This is a genomic window from Marivita hallyeonensis (genome assembly GCF_900129875.1).
Classification (GTDB): Bacteria; Pseudomonadota; Alphaproteobacteria; order Rhodobacterales; family Rhodobacteraceae; genus Marivita; species Marivita hallyeonensis.
Genome location: NZ_FQXC01000004.1, coordinates 287,712 through 305,743 on the forward strand (window position 1 = coordinate 287,712; position 18,032 = coordinate 305,743).

Below are 18,032 nucleotides of genomic sequence, written 5' to 3' on the forward strand. Positions count from 1 at the left end.
GGGGACAATCTCTGCTGCCACGGATTCGGAGTCCCGATTTGTCCGACACCCAGATGCCTCCCGCCCATCCGTTTGACGACGACAAACTGAAAGAGGAATGCGGTATTTTCGGCGTCATCGGCGTCACCGATGCTGCGAACTTCGTGGCTCTTGGTTTGCACGCCCTGCAGCACCGCGGGCAAGAGGCCGGCGGCATCGTTTCGCACCATCCCGATCACGGCTTCAACAACGCCCGCCGCTTCGGTTACGTGCGCGACAACTTCACCAGCCAGAAGCTGATGGAAACGCTGCCCGGCCCGCTGGCCATCGGCCATGTGCGCTATTCGACCGCCGGCTCGAAGGGCCAGACGCAGATCCGTGACGTGCAACCGTTCTTCGGCGAATTCTCCATGGGCGGCGCGGCAATCGCCCATAACGGCAACATCACGAATGCCGACGCCCTGCGACGCGAATTGATCGAGCGCGGTTCGATCTTCCAGTCCTCGTCAGACAGCGAATGCATCATCCACCTGATGGCGCGCTCGCTCCAGCGCAACATCCCCGAACGCATGGAAGACGCGCTGCGCCGCGTCGAAGGTGCGTTCTCGGTGGTGGCCATGACCCGCACGAAGCTCATCGGGGTCCGCGACCCGCTGGGGGTCCGTCCCCTCGTCCTGGGCAAGCTGGGCGACGGCTGGGCGCTGTCATCCGAAACCTGCGCGCTCGATATCATTGGCGCGGAATACGTGCGCGAGATCGATCCTGGTGAGATGGTCGTCATCACCGCCGAACACGGTGTCGAATCCATCCGCCCCTTCCGCCCGCAAAAATCCCGGTTCTGCATCTTCGAACACGTCTATTTCTCGCGCCCCGACAGCATCATTGGCGACCGTTCTGTCTATGAGACCCGCCGCCAGATCGGTGTGGAACTGGCCCGCGAAACCCCGATCGAGGCCGACCTCGTCTGCCCGGTCCCCGACAGCGGCACCCCTGCGGCCATCGGGTACGCGCACGAGTCGGGCATTCCCTACGGTATGGGCATCATCCGCAACCAGTATATGGGACGCACCTTCATCGAACCGACTGAGCAAATCCGCAACATGGGCGTCCGCCTCAAGCTCAACGTCAACCGGGCGCTGATCAAGGGCAAACGCGTGGTTCTGGTGGACGACAGCGTCGTTCGCGGTACCACCAGCCGCAAGATCAAGGAGATGATCCTCGACGCCGGCGCGGCCGAGGTGCATTTCCGCATCGCGTCTCCCCCGACGGCATGGCCCTGCTTCTACGGCGTGGACACGCCGCAGCGTGAAAAGCTTTTGGCCGCGACCATGTCCGAGGACGAAATGCGCGAGCATCTTGGCGTTGACAGCCTCAAGTTCATCTCACTTGATGGCCTCTACCGTGCGGTAGGCGAAGCCTCGGGTCGGGACCCCAAATCGCCGCAATATTGCGATGCCTGTTTCTCGGGCGAATACCCGGTGGAACCTTCCGACATGCTTGAGAAGGGCTTTCAGATGAAGGCCGCCGAGTAACGTCACGGCACAATCCCGCGCATCCGCAGATCACGCCTTTTCATCCGGCGCGCAGGGCCCCATCTGGCACGCGATGGATATGGCATAAACGACTCTCATGGCACAGACTGAAACCTCGTCCCTGGTTGCGCGAAATGCGACGCAATCCACCAACGATCTTGGCCGCGGCCTATTGCTGCTGGGCACCTTCGGCTCAAGCGCGGATCCGCAAGCGCTCCTGAAACTCCGCAACGGCAGAACCAAATCCGTATCGCGCGGAGACAGCGTGAATGGCAAGACGGTGATCGCCATCGAAGAAGGCCGCGTCGCACTGACCGGTAATGGCGATACCGAATGGCTCGAAATGCCCGCACCATCGTCCTGAAGGACACCGCCTGCTTCTCTGTTTCCCAAATACCTAGGGGGCGTCCGCTGAAGGCGGACGGGGGCAGCGCCCCCTACAGCACCGCGTCGAGCGCATCGATCAGCTTGGTGACCTCCGCCTCGGACGTGTAATGCACGAAACTCAGCCGCAGCACACCCTTGTCCGCATCGACGCCCATCGCCTCCAGCGCACGCACCGCGTAGAAGTCCCCGCCACCGCACATGATGCCGCGCGCCGCCAGGTCCGCTGCCACCTCTTCGCCGGGCCGGTTCAGGGCCAGCGCCACGGTCGGTGCTCGCAAGCAGGCCTCGGAGGGGCCGATGAGCCGCACCGAATTGCGGTCCTTCACCGCGTCGAGCAGCGGCTGTAACAACTGCACTTCATGTCCGCGCATCAGATCGTGTACCTGTGACGCGCCGACACCGTGATGCGCCGCCACGCTATCGATGTAATCCACCATGCCCGCGCAAGCCGCCACCTGCGCGTGATCCGGTCCCGCAGGCGTGAACCGTTTGTAAAGGCTGCCTGCGTTGAAATAATGCCCCTGGTTCGGCAGCATTTCCCCAAGCGCGCGGCGAATGACCATCACGCCCTGATGCGGGCCATAGGTCTTGTAGCTCGAAAACAGGTAGATATCCGGACCCAACTGCCCGACATCAACAAACCCGTGCGGCGCGTAGCTCACACCGTCGACACACACGAACGCGCCTGCGGCATGGCAGAGCGAGGTGATCTCAAGCACCGGATTGATCTCTCCCACCACGTTCGAACAGTGCGGGAAACACACCAAGCGCACGCGCTCATCCAGCAGGTTTTCAAGCTCATCCGTATCAAGATGCCCGATGTCCGGATCGACCGTCCATTCCCGCACCTCGATCCCCTCGTCGGCCAGCCGCCGCCACGGTCCGGAATTCGCCTCGTGATCCTGGTTGGTGACGATGATCGCCTCCCCGGGCGACAGGAATTTTCGGAACGCCTGCGCCAAAACGTATGTGTTCTGCGTTGTGGACGGACCGAAACTGACCTCATTGGTATCAACGCCAAGAAGCTGCGCCAACCGCGCGCGCGCCTCGTCCATCTCTTCGCCACCCAGCCGCGACGCGTCATACGGGCCGTAGGGCTGCACCTTTCGCTCCCGGTAGAACCGGGTCAGACGATCGATGACCGGGGCGCAGGTATAGGACCCGCCCGCGTTCTCGAAGAACGCCTGCCCCAGTAAAGACGGCTCTGAAAACGCCGGAAACTGCGCGCGCACAAATTCGATATCCAGCATGGACCCCCTCCCTCGTCTTTGCGACGCACAAAACCCCGCGATCCGACCCGGGTCAAGCCGGTCGCGCCACGCAACGAAAAGGCCCCGGCACATCCTGTACCAGGGCCAATCTCAGACGTCGGGACCGCGGTTTACTCCGCCGGGTTCGCCGATGCTTTCAGTTCGGCCGAAGTCGACGCCACACCGTTCTTGACCCGGTGACTGTCGCGCCAGATCGCCTTGAGAACGGAGATCCCCATCAACACCATGACCGCCGAGAATGGCAGCGCGCCGATGACCATCGCCGTCTGGATGGCGCTGAGGCCGCCCGCGATGATCAGGCCACCCACCACGAGCGCCAGAGCCGCACCCCAGAACAGGATATGCGGACGCGCTTTGGGTCCCTCGTCGCCAGCCGCGTTGATCGTGTTGATGATCAGAACGGCCGAGTCAGCTGACGTCACGAGGTACGTCAGTAGCAGGATCACCACGATGATCGACATGATCCAGGCGAGGTTCTCGGACAGCATGAAGGCCAGCATCGCAAAAAGCTGGTCCGACTGACCGGCCCCGACGATGGCGCCATCGGCCCCGCCGTTGAGTTCCAGGTCGATCGCGGTGCCGCCCACGATGGCGAACCACACAAAGCACATGAATGCCGGGATCACGATTGCGCCCAGAACGTATTCACGCACGGTGCGACCCTTGGAGATTCGCGCAAGGAACACGCCGACGAAGGGTGCGAAGGCAATCCACCACGCCCAGTAGAAGATGGACCATGCGCCCTGCCAACCAGACAGACGGTTGTCGGTCGCCGCGGCATAGGTTGCGGCGATATCTGCTTCGGACAGCCCTGCAGCCGATGCCGGCAAACCTTCACCGAAGGACTGCAAAGTCCCCCATGGGCTGGTAGCCGAGTCGTAAATCGCCGTCAGATCCTCTGCGGGCAAAGCCTGAACCGCCGGAGGGACGGTCGCCGTGAATGTCTCAACCGGCGTGCCTGTCCAGACCGTCATGATGTTGCCCGGGATCGACAGGATGTAATCCCAAATGCCCACGAACAGCGCCTGCAGCCCGAAGAACGTGGAGCCGAAGACAAGGAAGAAGGCGAGGATAAAGAAACTGAGACCCATGTTGATGTTGGACAGCCACTTGATGCCCTTGCCAACACCGGACAGGGCCGACAGCGTCGAGGCCCCCATGATCACAAGAAGTGCCGTGACAATCGCCATCGTCGACATGGTCTGATCGCCAGCTGCGTTTGTAGTGTAAAGCCAATCGCCGAACCCGATCCGCGACAGACCTGATACGAACTGTTCCACGCCGAAGCCCAGCGTTTGCGACACGCCCAGAACGGTCGCGACGACAGCCACAACATCGACCACGTGACCCACCGTCCCTGAGAGGGACCGCCCGAAGATCGGCGCAAGCGCGGACCGGATCGTCAGTGGCAGATCGCGTCGATAGGCGAAATAGGCCAGTGACAAGCCCACAATCGCGTAGGCTGCCCAAGCAGCAAGCCCCCAATGGGTGAACGACCAGACATAGGCCTGACGCACGTTGTCGGCCCCGCTCGCTTCGGTGAAGCCCTGGATGGTGCTGGGATTTCCACCCCAGTGATAGAGCGGTTCCGCCGTGGCGAAGGTCAACATCCCGATGCCGATACCGGCCCCGAACATCATGGAAAACCATGAGAAATTCGAAAACTCGGGCACATCGTCATGGTGCCCCAGTTTCAACCGGCCAGACGCAGGCAAGATCGCCAGGATGAGGCAGACGGCGACGAAAAACGCCATCACGTAGACATACCAGTAGTTGAATGTCGCGAGGATCAGACTGTTGATGCTCGACAGCACAGTCCCGGCCTGATCCGGAAAGGCGACGGCCCAAAGGATGAGCGCTCCGACGAGCAGTTTGCCCGAGATCGTGACGAGTTTTGCGAAGCCTTTGTAAAATCCACTATCGGCCGTCTCGATCGGCAAATGCATTAATGGCGGTTTGATTGCCATGGTGTACTGTCCTCCCAAACATTTTCTGGCTCTTATCGGGGCAGCCTAGCATAGAAATCTGCAAGATCAGAGAGAAATCCGCCGGAATCCCCGCTTTTTTGTTTAATATCAATGTCTTGAATCACATTCCACGCCTGTCGGAATGGCCGAAACCACCCCGATCCAGACACGCTTTTGTCCGCCGCCGTTATCCGGCAGCGACATCCACTACAACACGCCCCTTGACCTGACCTCGAAGGATTTCCGACCCAAGCTTCGGCAAATCCGACAGACCAGCCGGATGGATCATCGCTTCGAGCTTGTCCATCGGCAGGTCCTTGGCGATCCGTGTCCAGGCGCGGACGCGGTTGTCATAGGGCTGCATCACGCTGTCGATCCCCAACAGGTTCACTCCGCGCAACAGGAACGGAATGACCGTCGCGGGCAGGTTTGCCCCACCGGCCAGCCCCACCGCCGCAACCGAGGCCCCGTATTCCATCTGGCCGAGCACACGCGCGAGCATCGGGCCGCCCACCGCATCGACACAACCGCCCCAGGTCTCGGACTCCAGAGGCCGCTTTGTGGTCTCGTTCAACTCTTCCCGCGCCACGATCTGCGTCGCACCCAGTGATGTCAGGTAATCCGCCTGCTCGGGGCGTCCGGTGACCGCAGCCACCTTATGCCCGAGAGCCGCAAGGATCGCCGTTGCGACAGACCCCACACCCCCCGCTGCCCCGGTCACAAGCACCGGGCCCGGTTTGATCCCGTGATCCTCCAGCGCCATCACCGCCAGCATCGCGGTGAAACCCGCTGTGCCGACAGCCATCGCCTGCCGCGTATCAAGCCCATCGGGCAGCGGCACCAGCCAATCCGCCTTCACGCGTGCCTTCTGGCTGTACCCGCCCCAATGGGCCTCACCGACGCGCCAGCCGGTCAGCACAACCTTGTCGCCCGGCTTGTAGCGATCATCATCAGACGCTTCGACCGTCCCTGCGAAGTCGATCCCGGGTACATGCGGGTACTTCCGCACAAGCCCGCCACCGGGTCCGATGCACAAACCGTCCTTGTAGTTCACCGTCGAATACTCGACCGCCACCGTGACCTCGGCTTCGGGCAGGTCGGTCAGCTCCAGTGTTTCCACCTCCGCCGACGTCTTGCCGCTCTCTTCGTCCTTGCGGACCACCAGTGCGCTAAATCCCATGCCTCGTCTCCTTTTGCTGTCGTGTCGCGTCTTCTCTGTTTCAAAAATACCTCGGAGAGCGCGAGAGGCTGGCCTCTCGCTCCCTCACTCAGCCATCGGCGCTAGAGCCAGAACGTCTCCCACACCTGCGCCGCCCGCACCCCGTCCGGCAACACCACATCCAGATCAGTGCCCTCGTCCCAGTGCGTCATCCGCACCATACCAATCGCAACGTTGGTGTTGAAATCGGGCGACCACGCCGCGCTTGTCACCTGGCCCACCTGCTTGTCACCCGACATCAGCGGCCAGGCCCGGTCGCACCCGGGCACGCGGTCGCCAAAGATCTCGATGGCCCGGATCTGCCGCACCGGCCCTTCACGCGCAACCCGCAAGAGCGCATCGCGCCCGACACAGCCAATCGCCGTCTGGGTGTTGCAGAACTTGCCCAACCCACATTCATGCGGCGTATTGTTGTCGGTCATGTCGTTGCCGTAGCTCAACAAACCGCCTTCGATCCGCTCGATCAGGTTGGGACAGCCGGCATGGACGTCCAGATCCGCACCTGCCTCCATCAGCGCGTTCCAGAGCGGCATGCCAAGGTCACCGCCCTCGACATAGATCTCGAACCCGCCTTGCCGCGAATACCCCGACCGCGCGACCGCCAGAGAGCGGCCCTGGAAATCCAGCATCTTGAAGCGGAAAAACCGGATATCGCGCACCGCGTCGCCAAAGACCCGCGCCATCAGCTCATCGGCTTTCGGCCCCTGCACCGCCAGTGGCGACACGTCGGGCTCGTCCACCAGCACATCCAGCCGGAACCCGTAAGCCAACCCCTTCACCCAGTAGAGCAAATCGCTGTCAGCAATCGAAATCCACCAGCGATCCTCCGCCAGTTTCACCGCCACCGGATCGTTGAGCATCCCGCCCGTCTCATCGACAATGGGTACATAGTAACACTGGCCCGGCAGCATTGAGCGCAAATCGCGCGGCGTAAGCATCTGCATGAGCCGCCCCGCATCGGGACCGCGCAATTCGACCTGCCGCTCACAGGCCACATCCCAGACCTGCACCGCCTCTTTCAGATGCCGGTAGTCCTCCTCGACCGACCGAAACATCGTCGGCAGAAGCATATGGTTGTAGACCGTGTACGCCTTGATGCCGGCAGCTTCGACACCGTCCGAGAACGGAGTGCGCCGCAACCTGCGGGATGGGGAAATCAGAGCCATGTGCACACCTCAAGCACGAAAAAACGGGTTGGCGGGCGGGGCGATGCGCTGTGCGCAAGCGGCGCGCGCCATCACAGCCAAGGCCCCTCCTCGGGCATAAACAGAAGATCGGTGACAGGCGCCGTCGCACCCGCCGCCGTGAGCATCGCGTGGATCTGCCCCCGGTGATGGGTTTGGTGATTGAAAAGCGCCGACACGCACAGGTCGAACGGATGTGTGAAATCGCGATCCGCCATCACCGACCGCCAGACCACATCGCCTTTGAGGTCCACCGTATCCAGCTTTTCCGCCCAAGCGATCAGCCGCGCATCCGTCTTGTACCGCTCGCCCGCCCATACAGCCGGTGTCGGCGTGAGCGAAAGGTGGTCACCCTCGGGGGCATCGCCGATCCCAAGACGATACATCCACATCCGGTCGGCCCACAGAATGTGGTTCGCCGTCTTGAAGATCGAGCCAAAGAACGCCTTGCGCTCCTTGCGTAACTCCGCATCGCTCAACGCCTCAAAAGCGTCACGCAACTGCTTGTTCTGCCACGCATTATAGCGCGCCATCGTCACGCAATAGTCGCGCGTCACCAACATCTTACTTTGGTCCGCGCCAGTCGATCGGGCAGATCTCGGCCGACTTGCCGCCGAAATCCCAGATCCGACCGTAGTCGCGGACTTTCGACTTCAATCCCTTCGCCGCGATGATGTCCGGTCCCATCCAATATTTGGAGTTGGTGATCATCACGGGGTGATCGTCATCCGCGCCATCGATCATCTCGATCTCGCCCTGAATCTTCCGTCCGATAAAAAGCCCGCGCTTCTTGCCGTCCCGAATGATCTCGACCTTCTCGCGCTCGGCTCCCACGATGTCGCTCACCAGCATGGTGAAAAGACCCGTCGTACCGCCGGCAGCCCCCGAAAAGATCTGCAGAATGCCGTTATAGGCCTTTCCACTGGCCCGCTCATCGACATAGGCCGCCACCTTCCAGCCGCCTTCCGCCATGCGGCCGGGAATTTCGACCATCAGACCCACATTCAGCCCCGACAGGCTCTCGCCTTCGTAATGACCTTCGTCGATCGCAATCGCCATCCACGCATAACAGTGTCCCTCGGTCGGAGGATGCGCGCCAAGGCTGACCACACAGGGACAGAACACCGTGCAGGAGCAGTTGAGGAACAACTCGCCCTTGATCTCCCACTCCGTCGGCGTCATGCGCCGCCGCTTTGGGTTGTCCATCCGTTGGTCGATCCGCTGGCTGACCGGCAACCGGTCCGCGTCTGGGCGTTTCTTGACCGCCATCTTATCCTCCCATCAACACGGGCCAGCCCATCACCGCGAGACCCGCAATGATCAGGGCAAAGCCCATTGGTTTTGTCACCACATGCCCGATCTGGGGCAATTTCTCGATCACCATGAAAAGCGTCGCCAGCCCCATCCAGGCCAGGTTCATCACGCCGCCGACAAAGCCCAGCACCATGAAGCCCCAACAACAGCCGACGCAGAACACGCCAAGGCCAAGCCCCATGCGCAGGCCGCCGCCAAAGCCGGTTTTCCAACGTGTGAGAAAGTACGACATCGGGCTGTGGCAGACGCCGTGGCACACTTCCTTGGCGCGGCTGAACTGGAACGCACCCACGACGATGAGCAATCCGCCTTGCAGCCAAGGGCTGCGCGCGATGCCCAGCATGTCGATCACGCCGCCGAAAAGCAAAACAAGTTGCACACCGGTGATCAGAACGGCAAAGCCGACCCAGACCACGAAATAGCCGAGCAGAACGCCAAACCATCCGGCCCGCGTTCCGTTCGCGCTGATCATGAGGTCTTCATAGGCGCGCAGCGTAGGCACCATCGTTGGAAGCATCATCGCGGCCATCATCACCGCCCACATCGCGAAAAGCGGGCCGAACTCCGCCATCGGCATGCGCATATCCATACGCGGATCCATGCCCTGCATGGCCTGCCCCATTGGTCCGGGACGCCCGAAAAGATCGAGGTCCATACCGATGGCCATCATGTAAAGGAACACCCACGCCCCAAGGATCGACGCAAAGAACGCCAACCACCCCACGGTGCGCAACGTGCCTTGCATGTGGTCGCCTCCCCAGACTCAGCTTGACCGCATGATTGTCAGACAATTAAATGTCTGACAAATGAAAACTGCAAAACAAACCTCCAGCCTCTCGGTCCAGATCGCCGATGCCATTCGCGCGGCCATCGTCGACGGGCGGCTCTTGGTCGGCGACCGCCTGCCATCCGAGGCCGAACTGGCCGATCAGCACGGCGTCTCGCGCGCCACGGTGCGCGAGGCCCTCAAGCGACTTGCGGCGCAATCGCTCATCCGAACCGAACGCGGTGCCTTCGGCGGGGCGTTCGTCAATCATCTGTCATATGAAGAGGCCCGCGCGCAGCAGGTCACGACCTCCACGCTGCTGCTCGGCATGAACGCGGTCAGCTTCCAGGTCGCCTGTGAGGCCCGTTATGCGCTGGAGCGAAGCTGCACCGCGCTCGCCGCCGCCCGCCGCAGCGACGCGACCCTCACGACCATGCGGACCGAGATCGCGCGCCAATCCGATCCTGACCTCACCGACGAAGCGTTCTGCGCCTCGGACGTCGCGTTTCACCGCGCGCTCGTCGACAGCGCCGGCAACGAGGTGCTCAGTTATCATCTCGCCGGAAGTGTCGAGGCCATGCAGCCTCTGATGAACATGATCACCTTCACCCAGCGCAGCCGCGCCGAGATCGTGACGCTGCACACCAAGATCGCCGATAGCTTGGACGCCCGCGACGCCGCTGCAATCGACGCTGCACTGACCGCGCTCGAAGGCTACACGATCACCTTGGGTAAATCGGTGCTGGAACAGCGCGCACGCTAGCCGAGCAACGCAAGGCCTGGGAAGGTTTCCAGAAGCCAGAACGCGAAAGACGTGAACGCGCCCGTCACCAGCGCCAAGCCGACGACGACCAGAAGCGCACCCATCGCAATCTCGATCTTGCGCATGTGCTTCTTGATCCGGTTCATCAGCCCCATCGCCCGCGTCATGAACATCGCGGCCAGAAGGAACGGAATCCCCAAGCCCGCCGCGTAGACACCCAGCAAAACGGTGCCCCGCGCCACTGACGCCTCAGACGCCGCCAGAGACAGGATCGCCCCAAGTTGAGGGCCGATACAGGGCGTCCAGCCAAAGGCGAACGCAAAACCAAGGATGTAAGCCCCAAAGGCCGACCCGCCGTGATCGCCTGCCTCAAGCCGCCGCTCCTGATCCAGAAACGGGATACGGAACACCCCCAGGAAATGCAGCCCAAACAGGATCACCACCACGCCAGAGGCCTGCGCCAGTTGGGTCTGGTATTCGAGGAAGAACGCCCCAAACGCCGAAGCCGTAAAGCCCAGCAGGATAAAGATCGTCGATAGCCCCAGCACGAAAAACAGCGCCGCCGTCACAGCGCGCCTGCGCCCGTGCCCGCCTTCTTCCATCTCCTGAACGCTTACACCGGACATGTAAGCCAGGTAAGGCGGCACGATGGGCAGGACACATGGGCTCAGAAACGACAACGCCCCGGCCAGAAGCGCAATGCTCATGGCCGGAAACAGGGCGGCGTCGATGATCTGAAATTCCAACATCAGATGTCACATATGCGAAGCGCGCCTGCCTGTCACGCGACGCACAGTCACATAATCGTGGCGCGGGTTCCGCATGGACACCCTCAGGGCCACGACATACATCACCCCCATGATGGAAGAACTCGACGCCACGGGACTGCTGTGCCCCCTGCCCGTACTGAAGGCCCGCAAGCGATTGCTGAGCCTGCCTTCCGGCGCAGCGCTGGTCATCCGCACGGACGACCCTGCGGCCATTGTTGACGTCCCACACTTTTGCAACGAGGCCGGGCACGCACTTGAGAACAGTCAGGAAGACGGCGACGCCATGATCTGGACGATCCGAAAAGCCTGATCGCGACCGCGGTTAAAGTTTCAGCACGCGTTTGACAGACCCTTCTGCACTGAACGACCAGTCCAGCGGGCTGTTCTCCAAAAGAAACATGATCGAGTTGCCCGACGGAAACCCGATCTTATCCAGCCGCAACCGAACATCTGCATAGAGCGCTTCCTTCTGGGCCTCCGTGCGCCCGGACAGCAGCGCGATCTCGATGACAATCGTCGCCGCCGGATCGCGCACCCCCAAAAAGGTCGGGTGAAAGATCATGTCTTGCGGCGCGTATCTGCACACGAGGCAAAAGAAATCTTCCGGGTTCACCGCGCAGGTTTCCACCAACGCGTCGTGAAGCTCCTGATTGATCTTCTGGCAGGTTCCGGGATCAAGGTCTTGCGGCACGTGAAGCTTGTTGAACGGCATGATCATCCTTTCCGGTTCTTTGTTGACAGACGCCCCAAAAGAAAAAGGCTTCGTGTCCATCACGAAGCCTTTCTTGCACGATGTCTTGGTCGCTTAGCGGCCCAGAGACCACCAACCTTTGCGCTTTTTCTTCGGTGCCTCGTCCTGTGCGGGCTCTGCCTCCGCTGCCGTTGGTTCCGGCTCGGGCTTGGCCTCTGGCTCCGGCTCCGGCGCAGGTGCGGGTTCGGACTGCGTGACATCTGCCACCGCCACAGCCTCTGTCGCGGCCACGGCCGGTTCCGGATCAACCGGTGCCTTCTTCGCGCGCGATTTGCGAACGGGCTTCTTGGCCTCTTTCGGGGCCTCCGCATCGACAGTCTCGACCGTTTCCTTCTCAGGCTCCGCCTTTTTCCGAGTGCGCCGCGGCTTCTTCTTCGGCGCTTCGTCTTCGGCTGGGGCCGCTTCGGCCTCGCTGGCGGGTGCCTCCTCAACGGGTGCTTCGGCAGCCTTCTTGGCAGGAGCCTTCCGGGTCCGCCGTTTCTTTGGCGCAGGTGCCTCTTCTGCGGCTTCCGCAGGCAATTCCTCGGTTTGAGCAGCGTCCACAGGCGCTTCCTCGGCCTGAGCGGCCTCCGCCGGAGCATCAGCCTCTGCCGGAACGTCGTCTTTCTTGCGGGACCGACGCGTGCGCTTCGGCTTCGCCGTGGCATCTTCTGCTTTCGCTTCCGCCTCGGCTGTCACTTCGACCTCAGGAGCTTCTGCAGTGACCTCGGCCTCGGCCGGTGTTTCGCCGTCTGACGGTTCCTCGTCTGACGACTCCGCCCCGTTCTCACCGTCCTCCTGACGGTCGCGATTGCGGTTGCGGCCTCGGCCGCCTCTGCGTGACCGGCGACGGCGCTTCTTGGGCTTTTGATCTTCGTCTTCGGACCCATTCACGGTCTCTTCGATCTGATCCTCATCCTCGGACGCGGCGTCCTCGTCCACCTGATCCATCAGGGACGTATCAACGGACACCACGGGTGCCGTCGCTTCCGGCACAGTCCGGGTCGCCGTCTTGAACTTCTCCATAGAGAAATCCGGGCTGACCATGTGCACATCACCTTCGATACGCACCGACAGCCCATAGCGCGCCTCGATCTGGGCCACGTGCTCCCGCTTCTGGTTCATCAGGAAGTTGGCGATGGACACCGGACATCTGACCAGCACCTCGCGCGAGCGGCGGCGCACGCCTTCTTCCTCGATCTGGCGCAGCACCTGCAGCGCCATGTTGTCGTCGGACCGGATCAGACCGGTGCCGTGACAGGACGGGCAAGGCTGCGTCGTCGCCTCGATCATGCCGGGCCGCAGACGCTGGCGGCTCATCTCCATCAGGCCAAAACCGGAAATCCGGCCCACCTGGATACGCGCACGGTCGTTCTTGAGCTTGTCCTTGATGCGCTTTTCGACGGCGTTGTTGTTCTTGCGCTCGTCCATGTCGATGAAGTCGATGACAATGAGACCGGCAAGGTCGCGCAAGCGCAACTGCCGCGCCACTTCTTCCGCCGCTTCGAGGTTGGTCTTCAACGCGGTCTCTTCAATCGAGCCTTCCTTGGTCGCCCGACCAGAGTTCACGTCGATGGCCACCAATGCCTCGGTCACGCCGATCACAATGTATCCGCCGGACTTGAGCTGCACTGTCGGGTTGAACATGCCCGACAGATACGATTCCACCTGATGGCGCGCAAAAAGCGGCATCGGGTCGATGTAATGCTTCACGTTCTTTGCGTGGGACGGCATGATCATCTTCATGAAGTCCTTGGCGATGCGGTAACCGCGTTCGCCCTCGACCAGAACTTCGTCGATATCGCGATTGTAGAGATCTCGGATCGACCGTTTGATCAGGTCGCCTTCCTCGTAGATCTTCGCAGGCGCAATCGACTTGAGCGTCAACTCGCGGATCTGTTCCCAAAGCCGCTGCAAATACTCGTAATCGCGCTTGATCTCAGTCTTCGTGCGTTTCGCGCCAGCCGTCCGGATGATCAGCCCCGCGCCCTGCGGCACGTCGATGGAATTGGCGATTTCCTTGAGCTTCTTGCGGTCGGGCGCATTGGTGATCTTGCGGCTGATCCCGCCGCCCCGCGCCGTATTCGGCATCAGAACGCAGTAGCGCCCGGCGAGGCTCAGATAGGTGGTCAGTGCAGCGCCCTTGTTGCCGCGCTCTTCCTTGACGACCTGCACCAGAAGGATCTGGCGCACCTTGATCACTTCCTGGATCTTGTAGCGCTTGGGGCGGGGTTTGCGCTTGGGACGAATGTCTTCCTGTGTGTCGTCATCAGCAACCGACTCGATGTTTTCATCGCGGTCCGCCGGCTGCGCCTTGGGATCGTAATCATCCTCATCGTCGCTGTCTGTGCCGTCCTTTGCCGAGACGTCCTGGTCGGCATCATCATCGGGCTCTTCCACCGGGGTCTCTGCGACGGTCTCCATCGGGGACAGACCTTCCTGGTCGTCGTCCTCTTCGCTCAGATCGATGGTTTCCATCCCGGAGATGTCATCCGAGATATCCTTCGTAGCGACGGCATCGCCGTTTTCGGCTTCCGCCGCCTTGGCCCGTCCCCGCCCGCGACCGCGGCCCCGGCGGGACTTCGGCTTTTCGTCCTCGTCATCACGCTTGGCCATCGATTCCGCATAGGCGCGCTCTTCCTCGAGCAGCGCCTCGCGATCCGCCACGGGGATCTGATAGTAATCCGGATGGATTTCCGAAAACGCCAGGAACCCGTGGCGATTGCCGCCGTAGTCGACAAAGGCCGCCTGAAGCGACGGCTCGACCCGGGTTACTTTTGCGAGATAGATGTTGCCAGCAAGCTGGCGTTTGTTTTCGGATTCAAAATCGAATTCCTCGACCTTGTTTCCATCGACCACCACAACGCGGGTTTCCTCCGCGTGGGTGGCATCGATAAGCATTTTCTTGGGCATAAATTCCGTGCGCACAACCGCCGCCGTCCTCCCTCTGAAGAAGGAGACCGGGATCGGGTGTGTCTTGTCATGGCGATTGAATGCGCAAATGCTGCGCGGGGCAAATCACCCCGGCGGTCAAGCCATACGTCTTGCGCGCGTTTCATCGCGTTTCTTCTCCGACGCATGCCGAACCCGGCTGCGTCCGTTACGAACCTGACGTTTCTCAAAACCCCAGGCATGTTCTAAAGCCTTACGGCCAACTCTGCGTGATGCGGCATCCGAACGATCTTGCCGACGCGCGCACCAGCGAAACTCTTTGGCCCGGAAACCGCGACGCGGACTGGGCTGACACGCACAATAGTGCGAGGGGCGCGATCAATACAATGGGCAATCGCATCTTTTCTGATACCGGGAGCTGCAGTACCACACGCGGACAGCGAGCAGATCAGCAAGGACAAAAGACATGAGCAAGAGCCTGAAGCGCGTCCGCGCCGCCTTGGAAGCCGCAGGATTGCCGGTCGACATTCGCGAAGTCGGACAGGCGCGCACCGCACAGGAAGCGGCGAACAGTGTCGGGTGTCACCTCGATCAAATCGCCAAATCCATCATCTTTCGCGCCGAGACAAGCGGCCAAGCCGTCTTGTTTCTCACCGCTGGCGGCAACCAGGTAGACCCCGCAAAGGCCTCGACCTGCGCGGGCGAGCCGCTGGGCAAGGCCGACGCGGCGCTGATCCGTGCGCAAACGGGCTTTGCCATTGGCGGCGTGGCCCCTGTTGGACATCTCACCCCGATCCGCGCCTGGCTCGACCCGCGCCTGCTGGAATTCGATGTGGTCTGGGCCGCTGCAGGCACGCCGCGACACGTCTTCCCGCTGGACCCACACGTTCTCCCCAAAATCTCTGGCGCACAAGTATCTGAATTTACTTCATAATAAAAGTAAATGTAAAAAACATTCACATTTTCTCTTGCAATTTCGCTGGCAAATTCCGATTTCTTGGATGTGAAGACAATTAACATCCCTCAAACAACGGAGTTGAAAATGAGCACGATCGCCGCCCCCGCTTCTGTCCCTGCCCGTCAGGGTTGGTTTTCCCGCACCGAGGCATGGCTCGACAACAAGGGCAAAGGCGCCTGGATCGCCGCAGCCATTCTTGGCCTGATCTTCTTCTGGCCCATCGGCCTTGCCATCCTCGCCTACATGATCTGGAGCAAACGCATGTTCAATACATCCTGCGGCAGCCGACGCATGTCGCCCAAATTCACGGCGATGCGGTCCTCAGGCAACACCGCCTTCGACGCGTACAAGAACGAAACCCTGCGTCGTCTGGAAGAAGAGCAGCAGAACTTCGAGGCCTTCCTCGAGCGCCTGCGCGAAGCGAAAGACAAGGCCGAGTTCGACCAGTTCATGGACGACCGTGCCAAGGCGGCCAAGGAAACCCGCGAAAACGAAGACGCCTGATCTTGGTCTTTCACGCCCGTGGCTCCATATCGGGGCCACGACCGGTGCAACCTCTGTCAGCAATGGTTTGAACGATGTACGCGACACAGCCCTATGACCACCTTCCCGACCCGATGGTCCAACCCGAATTCTACGACACCGTCGTCATCAAGCGCGGTCTCGCCTGGGTCATCGACGCGGTCCTGATCCTAGCCCTCGTGGTGCCGGCGGTGGTGATGACGGCATTCATCGGCCTGTTCTTCTTGCCCTTCCTGTTCTTCCTCGTGGGCTTCGTCTACCGCGTCGCCACGATCACCGGCGGGTCGGCCACATGGGGTATGCGCCTCATGGCCATCGAGTTCCGCGACCAGCGAGGAGAGCGTTTCGACTTCTCCCAGGCCTTCCTGCACACGCTGGGTTACACCGTGTCGATGTCGGTCTTCCCGCTGCAACTCATCTCGATCGCGATGATGTTCCTCACCGAACGCGGTCAGGGCTTGACGGATATGCTTTTGGGCACCGTCGCCCTCAATCGCCGGGCGTGACCTGCGCCTGGTAATACGCCAGAACAAACACCCGAATGGCCGAGGCAAGGCCCACATCCATGCCTCGGCCTTCATCAATTTCCGCGGCCAAGGCGTTGATCGGCATATCCTTTTCCGCCGCGATGTCCCGAAACGCCCTCCAGAACGCATCTTCCAGCGACACGCTCGTGCGATGGCCCCGCAGGGTCAGCGACCGTTTGACCGGCCGTCCGCTCATGACTTTGATTTGCCGTCCAGATCGCGCTCGGCCTTTTCGGCCCGCGCTTTCTCCAGGGTCTTTTGAGCCTTGGTCCGCCCGAACTTCACCGCGTTCTCATCCGCCTTCGTGCGCTTCTCGTCGCGCGCGCGGACTTTGCGAAACCGGTTGAGGTTGGTGACGTTGCTCATAGACCAAAGATACCCCCTGATCGGAGGCAAACAAGGCCCTTCCAAGCGCCTTGTCCACGCGATTTTGAAATCGCGCCCCGCACCGCGCGCCTAAACAGGCTTCGACAGATGCCAGACCTGCTCCATCGGATAGTTCTTGGCCCAGTCGGACGGAACCCAGCACCGCGTCTCCGCCGCTTCGTCGGGCGCATAAAGTTCCTGATAGCGCGTGACCGTGAACCCGATCTCGGTGAACAGCGCAAACCAGTCCGCGATGGACAGGTTGAACGTCACGCCGCTTGGGTCGATCTCCACCTCCGTCCAGTCGACACCCCACAAACCCCGATACGGCCTGTGCAACACCGGCTCGCACGGCGCGCCGTTCAGAGGCGTGCAAATGATCGACAGCGGGTGATTGCCCAGAAACACCAGCGATCCACCGGGGCGCAAAAGCCGCCACGCTTCGCGCAGCCAGACCTCCGGGCGGCACCAGATCGCCGCGCCATATTCCGAGATTGCGAAGTCGAAACGGCCCGCGTCGAAGCCGGTCGCCTCGGCGTCCCCCTGAACGAAAGTGATCTCCGCCCCGTACGCGTCCGCCAACTGCCGGGCCGTCGCCAATTGTTCGGATGACACGTCGATCCCCGTCACCCGCGCCCCGCGCCTTGCCATCCAGCCCGACACGTACCCGGTCCCGCATCCCAGTTCGACCGCATCCAATCCGGTCATGTCTTCGGGCAGCAAGGTCACCGACGTCTCCGGCGCACCCCAGATCCCCCATTGCGGCGGCCCGCTCCAAAGCCGTTTGCCCAGATCGACCCAGTTCTGGGCATCCTTGTCCCAGACCTCGCGGTTGATGGAGACGTGATCTTTGGTCATGACAGCACCTACCGGTACGAAAAAAGC

20 protein-coding genes are annotated in these 18,032 nt (G+C 61.5%); 7 read left to right on the forward strand and 13 right to left on the reverse strand.

Features of this window, described 5'->3' with window-relative positions:
* Positions 1 to 53: 53 nt before the first annotated feature.
* Entirely contained in the window at positions 54 to 1,511 is a 1,458-nt protein-coding gene (gene purF / locus BUA42_RS14305) for an amidophosphoribosyltransferase (protein WP_072778899.1), read from the forward strand.
* Between the two features lie 97 nt (positions 1,512 to 1,608).
* Positions 1,609 to 1,875: a hypothetical protein gene (locus tag BUA42_RS14310; protein ID WP_072778900.1), complete on the forward strand. Its 267-nt coding sequence runs from the start codon at positions 1,609 to 1,611 to the stop codon at positions 1,873 to 1,875.
* Positions 1,876 to 1,948: 73 nt separating this feature from the next.
* On the opposite strand, the gene BUA42_RS14315 is transcribed toward BUA42_RS14310, so the two are convergent.
* From BUA42_RS14315 to BUA42_RS14345, 7 genes are all read right to left on the reverse strand, one after another.
* On the reverse strand, positions 1,949 to 3,148 hold the full coding sequence (locus BUA42_RS14315) for an aminotransferase class V-fold PLP-dependent enzyme (RefSeq protein WP_072778901.1): 1,200 nt from the start codon (positions 3,146 to 3,148) through the stop codon (positions 1,949 to 1,951).
* A 131-nt stretch (positions 3,149 to 3,279) separates the two neighbouring features.
* Positions 3,280 to 5,136 (reverse strand): BCCT family transporter, encoded by a 1,857-nt coding sequence (locus BUA42_RS14320; RefSeq protein WP_084066241.1) that lies wholly within the window; start codon positions 5,134 to 5,136, stop codon positions 3,280 to 3,282.
* Positions 5,137 to 5,323: 187 nt separating this feature from the next.
* The gene (gene acuI / locus BUA42_RS14325) at positions 5,324 to 6,316 is read right to left on the reverse strand and encodes an acryloyl-CoA reductase (RefSeq protein ID WP_072778905.1); all 993 of its coding nucleotides are present in this window, start codon (positions 6,314 to 6,316) and stop codon (positions 5,324 to 5,326) included.
* A 101-nt stretch (positions 6,317 to 6,417) separates the two neighbouring features.
* Entirely contained in the window at positions 6,418 to 7,521 is a 1,104-nt protein-coding gene (locus BUA42_RS14330; protein WP_072778907.1) for a dimethylsulfoniopropionate demethylase, read from the reverse strand.
* 71 nt (positions 7,522 to 7,592) lie between these two features.
* Positions 7,593 to 8,102 carry a DinB family protein gene (locus BUA42_RS14335; RefSeq protein ID WP_072778909.1) on the reverse strand — a complete coding sequence of 170 codons (510 nt, stop codon included), beginning with the start codon at positions 8,100 to 8,102 and terminating at the stop codon, positions 7,593 to 7,595.
* 1 nt (position 8,103) lies between these two features.
* Positions 8,104 to 8,808: a DUF1326 domain-containing protein gene (locus tag BUA42_RS14340; protein ID WP_072778911.1), complete on the reverse strand. Its 705-nt coding sequence runs from the start codon at positions 8,806 to 8,808 to the stop codon at positions 8,104 to 8,106.
* 1 nt (position 8,809) lies between these two features.
* Positions 8,810 to 9,598 carry a DUF2182 domain-containing protein gene (locus tag BUA42_RS14345; protein WP_072778913.1) on the reverse strand — a complete coding sequence of 263 codons (789 nt, stop codon included), beginning with the start codon at positions 9,596 to 9,598 and terminating at the stop codon, positions 8,810 to 8,812.
* Between the two features lie 61 nt (positions 9,599 to 9,659).
* Here BUA42_RS14345 and BUA42_RS14350 point away from each other — a divergent pair, with 61 nt between their 5' ends.
* Positions 9,660 to 10,382, forward strand: coding sequence for a FadR/GntR family transcriptional regulator (locus BUA42_RS14350; protein ID WP_072778915.1), 723 nt, complete (start codon positions 9,660 to 9,662; stop codon positions 10,380 to 10,382).
* Here the strand turns inward: BUA42_RS14350 and BUA42_RS14355 are convergent.
* Positions 10,379 to 11,131: a cytochrome c biogenesis CcdA family protein gene (locus BUA42_RS14355; protein WP_072778916.1), complete on the reverse strand. Its 753-nt coding sequence runs from the start codon at positions 11,129 to 11,131 to the stop codon at positions 10,379 to 10,381. The two genes, BUA42_RS14350 and BUA42_RS14355, sit on opposite strands and share 4 nt — an antisense overlap.
* Positions 11,132 to 11,204: 73 nt before the next feature.
* Between BUA42_RS14355 and BUA42_RS14360 the strand changes: the two genes are divergently transcribed.
* A complete protein-coding gene (locus tag BUA42_RS14360; protein ID WP_245819022.1) occupies positions 11,205 to 11,462 on the forward strand; it encodes a sulfurtransferase TusA family protein in 258 nt (85 codons plus the stop codon).
* A gap of 12 nt (positions 11,463 to 11,474) precedes the next feature.
* On the opposite strand, the gene BUA42_RS14365 is transcribed toward BUA42_RS14360, so the two are convergent.
* The gene (locus tag BUA42_RS14365; RefSeq protein WP_072779340.1) at positions 11,475 to 11,864 is read right to left on the reverse strand and encodes a tautomerase family protein; all 390 of its coding nucleotides are present in this window, start codon (positions 11,862 to 11,864) and stop codon (positions 11,475 to 11,477) included.
* 93 nt (positions 11,865 to 11,957) lie between these two features.
* The gene (locus BUA42_RS14370; protein ID WP_072778917.1) at positions 11,958 to 14,795 is read right to left on the reverse strand and encodes an Rne/Rng family ribonuclease; all 2,838 of its coding nucleotides are present in this window, start codon (positions 14,793 to 14,795) and stop codon (positions 11,958 to 11,960) included.
* 445 nt (positions 14,796 to 15,240) lie between these two features.
* Between BUA42_RS14370 and BUA42_RS14375 the strand changes: the two genes are divergently transcribed.
* The 3 genes from BUA42_RS14375 (at position 15,241) to BUA42_RS14385 (ending at position 16,760) form a co-directional block, all read left to right on the forward strand.
* Positions 15,241 to 15,708: a YbaK/EbsC family protein gene (locus BUA42_RS14375; RefSeq protein WP_072778920.1), complete on the forward strand. Its 468-nt coding sequence runs from the start codon at positions 15,241 to 15,243 to the stop codon at positions 15,706 to 15,708.
* Between the two features lie 108 nt (positions 15,709 to 15,816).
* Entirely contained in the window at positions 15,817 to 16,236 is a 420-nt protein-coding gene (locus tag BUA42_RS14380) for a DUF2852 domain-containing protein (protein ID WP_072778922.1), read from the forward strand.
* A 74-nt stretch (positions 16,237 to 16,310) separates the two neighbouring features.
* The gene (locus BUA42_RS14385; protein ID WP_072778924.1) at positions 16,311 to 16,760 is read left to right on the forward strand and encodes an RDD family protein; all 450 of its coding nucleotides are present in this window, start codon (positions 16,311 to 16,313) and stop codon (positions 16,758 to 16,760) included.
* Here BUA42_RS14385 and BUA42_RS14390 read toward each other — a convergent pair.
* The 3 genes from BUA42_RS14390 to BUA42_RS14400 all read right to left on the reverse strand — a co-directional run bounded on the left by BUA42_RS14390 (position 16,744) and on the right by BUA42_RS14400 (position 18,005).
* Entirely contained in the window at positions 16,744 to 16,977 is a 234-nt protein-coding gene (locus tag BUA42_RS14390; RefSeq protein ID WP_072778926.1) for a ribbon-helix-helix domain-containing protein, read from the reverse strand. The two genes, BUA42_RS14385 and BUA42_RS14390, sit on opposite strands and share 17 nt — an antisense overlap.
* Positions 16,974 to 17,147 (reverse strand): DUF4169 family protein, encoded by a 174-nt coding sequence (locus tag BUA42_RS14395; RefSeq protein ID WP_072778928.1) that lies wholly within the window; start codon positions 17,145 to 17,147, stop codon positions 16,974 to 16,976. Before BUA42_RS14395 ends, BUA42_RS14390 begins: the two co-directional genes overlap by 4 nt.
* A gap of 90 nt (positions 17,148 to 17,237) precedes the next feature.
* The gene (locus BUA42_RS14400; RefSeq protein WP_072779341.1) at positions 17,238 to 18,005 is read right to left on the reverse strand and encodes a class I SAM-dependent methyltransferase; all 768 of its coding nucleotides are present in this window, start codon (positions 18,003 to 18,005) and stop codon (positions 17,238 to 17,240) included.
* Positions 18,006 to 18,032 lie beyond the last annotated feature (27 nt).

Excerpts from the sequence above, each read along its gene's own strand:
- BUA42_RS14380 (WP_072778922.1), top strand. The coding sequence starts at position 15,817 with ATGAGCACGATCGCCGCCCCCGCTTCTGTCCCTGCCCGTCAGGGTTGG.
- BUA42_RS14365 (WP_072779340.1), bottom strand. The coding sequence starts at position 11,864 with ATGCCGTTCAACAAGCTTCACGTGCCGCAAGACCTTGATCCCGGAACC.
- BUA42_RS14370 (WP_072778917.1), bottom strand. The coding sequence starts at position 14,795 with ATGCCCAAGAAAATGCTTATCGATGCCACCCACGCGGAGGAAACCCGC.
- BUA42_RS14345 (WP_072778913.1), bottom strand. The coding sequence starts at position 9,598 with ATGCAAGGCACGTTGCGCACCGTGGGGTGGTTGGCGTTCTTTGCGTCG.
- BUA42_RS14330 (WP_072778907.1), bottom strand. The coding sequence starts at position 7,521 with ATGGCTCTGATTTCCCCATCCCGCAGGTTGCGGCGCACTCCGTTCTCG.
- BUA42_RS14395 (WP_072778928.1), bottom strand. The coding sequence starts at position 17,147 with ATGAGCAACGTCACCAACCTCAACCGGTTTCGCAAAGTCCGCGCGCGC.
- BUA42_RS14360 (WP_245819022.1), top strand. The coding sequence starts at position 11,205 with ATGGACACCCTCAGGGCCACGACATACATCACCCCCATGATGGAAGAA.
- BUA42_RS14375 (WP_072778920.1), top strand. The coding sequence starts at position 15,241 with ATGAGCAAGAGCCTGAAGCGCGTCCGCGCCGCCTTGGAAGCCGCAGGA.
- BUA42_RS14385 (WP_072778924.1), top strand. The coding sequence starts at position 16,311 with ATGTACGCGACACAGCCCTATGACCACCTTCCCGACCCGATGGTCCAA.
- BUA42_RS14310 (WP_072778900.1), top strand. The coding sequence starts at position 1,609 with ATGGCACAGACTGAAACCTCGTCCCTGGTTGCGCGAAATGCGACGCAA.
- acuI (WP_072778905.1), bottom strand. The coding sequence starts at position 6,316 with ATGGGATTTAGCGCACTGGTGGTCCGCAAGGACGAAGAGAGCGGCAAG.
- BUA42_RS14355 (WP_072778916.1), bottom strand. The coding sequence starts at position 11,131 with ATGTTGGAATTTCAGATCATCGACGCCGCCCTGTTTCCGGCCATGAGC.
- BUA42_RS14340 (WP_072778911.1), bottom strand. The coding sequence starts at position 8,808 with ATGGCGGTCAAGAAACGCCCAGACGCGGACCGGTTGCCGGTCAGCCAG.
- purF (WP_072778899.1), top strand. The coding sequence starts at position 54 with ATGCCTCCCGCCCATCCGTTTGACGACGACAAACTGAAAGAGGAATGC.
- BUA42_RS14315 (WP_072778901.1), bottom strand. The coding sequence starts at position 3,148 with ATGCTGGATATCGAATTTGTGCGCGCGCAGTTTCCGGCGTTTTCAGAG.
- BUA42_RS14320 (WP_084066241.1), bottom strand. The coding sequence starts at position 5,136 with ATGGCAATCAAACCGCCATTAATGCATTTGCCGATCGAGACGGCCGAT.
- BUA42_RS14350 (WP_072778915.1), top strand. The coding sequence starts at position 9,660 with ATGAAAACTGCAAAACAAACCTCCAGCCTCTCGGTCCAGATCGCCGAT.
- BUA42_RS14335 (WP_072778909.1), bottom strand. The coding sequence starts at position 8,102 with ATGTTGGTGACGCGCGACTATTGCGTGACGATGGCGCGCTATAATGCG.
- BUA42_RS14390 (WP_072778926.1), bottom strand. The coding sequence starts at position 16,977 with ATGAGCGGACGGCCGGTCAAACGGTCGCTGACCCTGCGGGGCCATCGC.
- BUA42_RS14400 (WP_072779341.1), bottom strand. The coding sequence starts at position 18,005 with ATGACCAAAGATCACGTCTCCATCAACCGCGAGGTCTGGGACAAGGAT.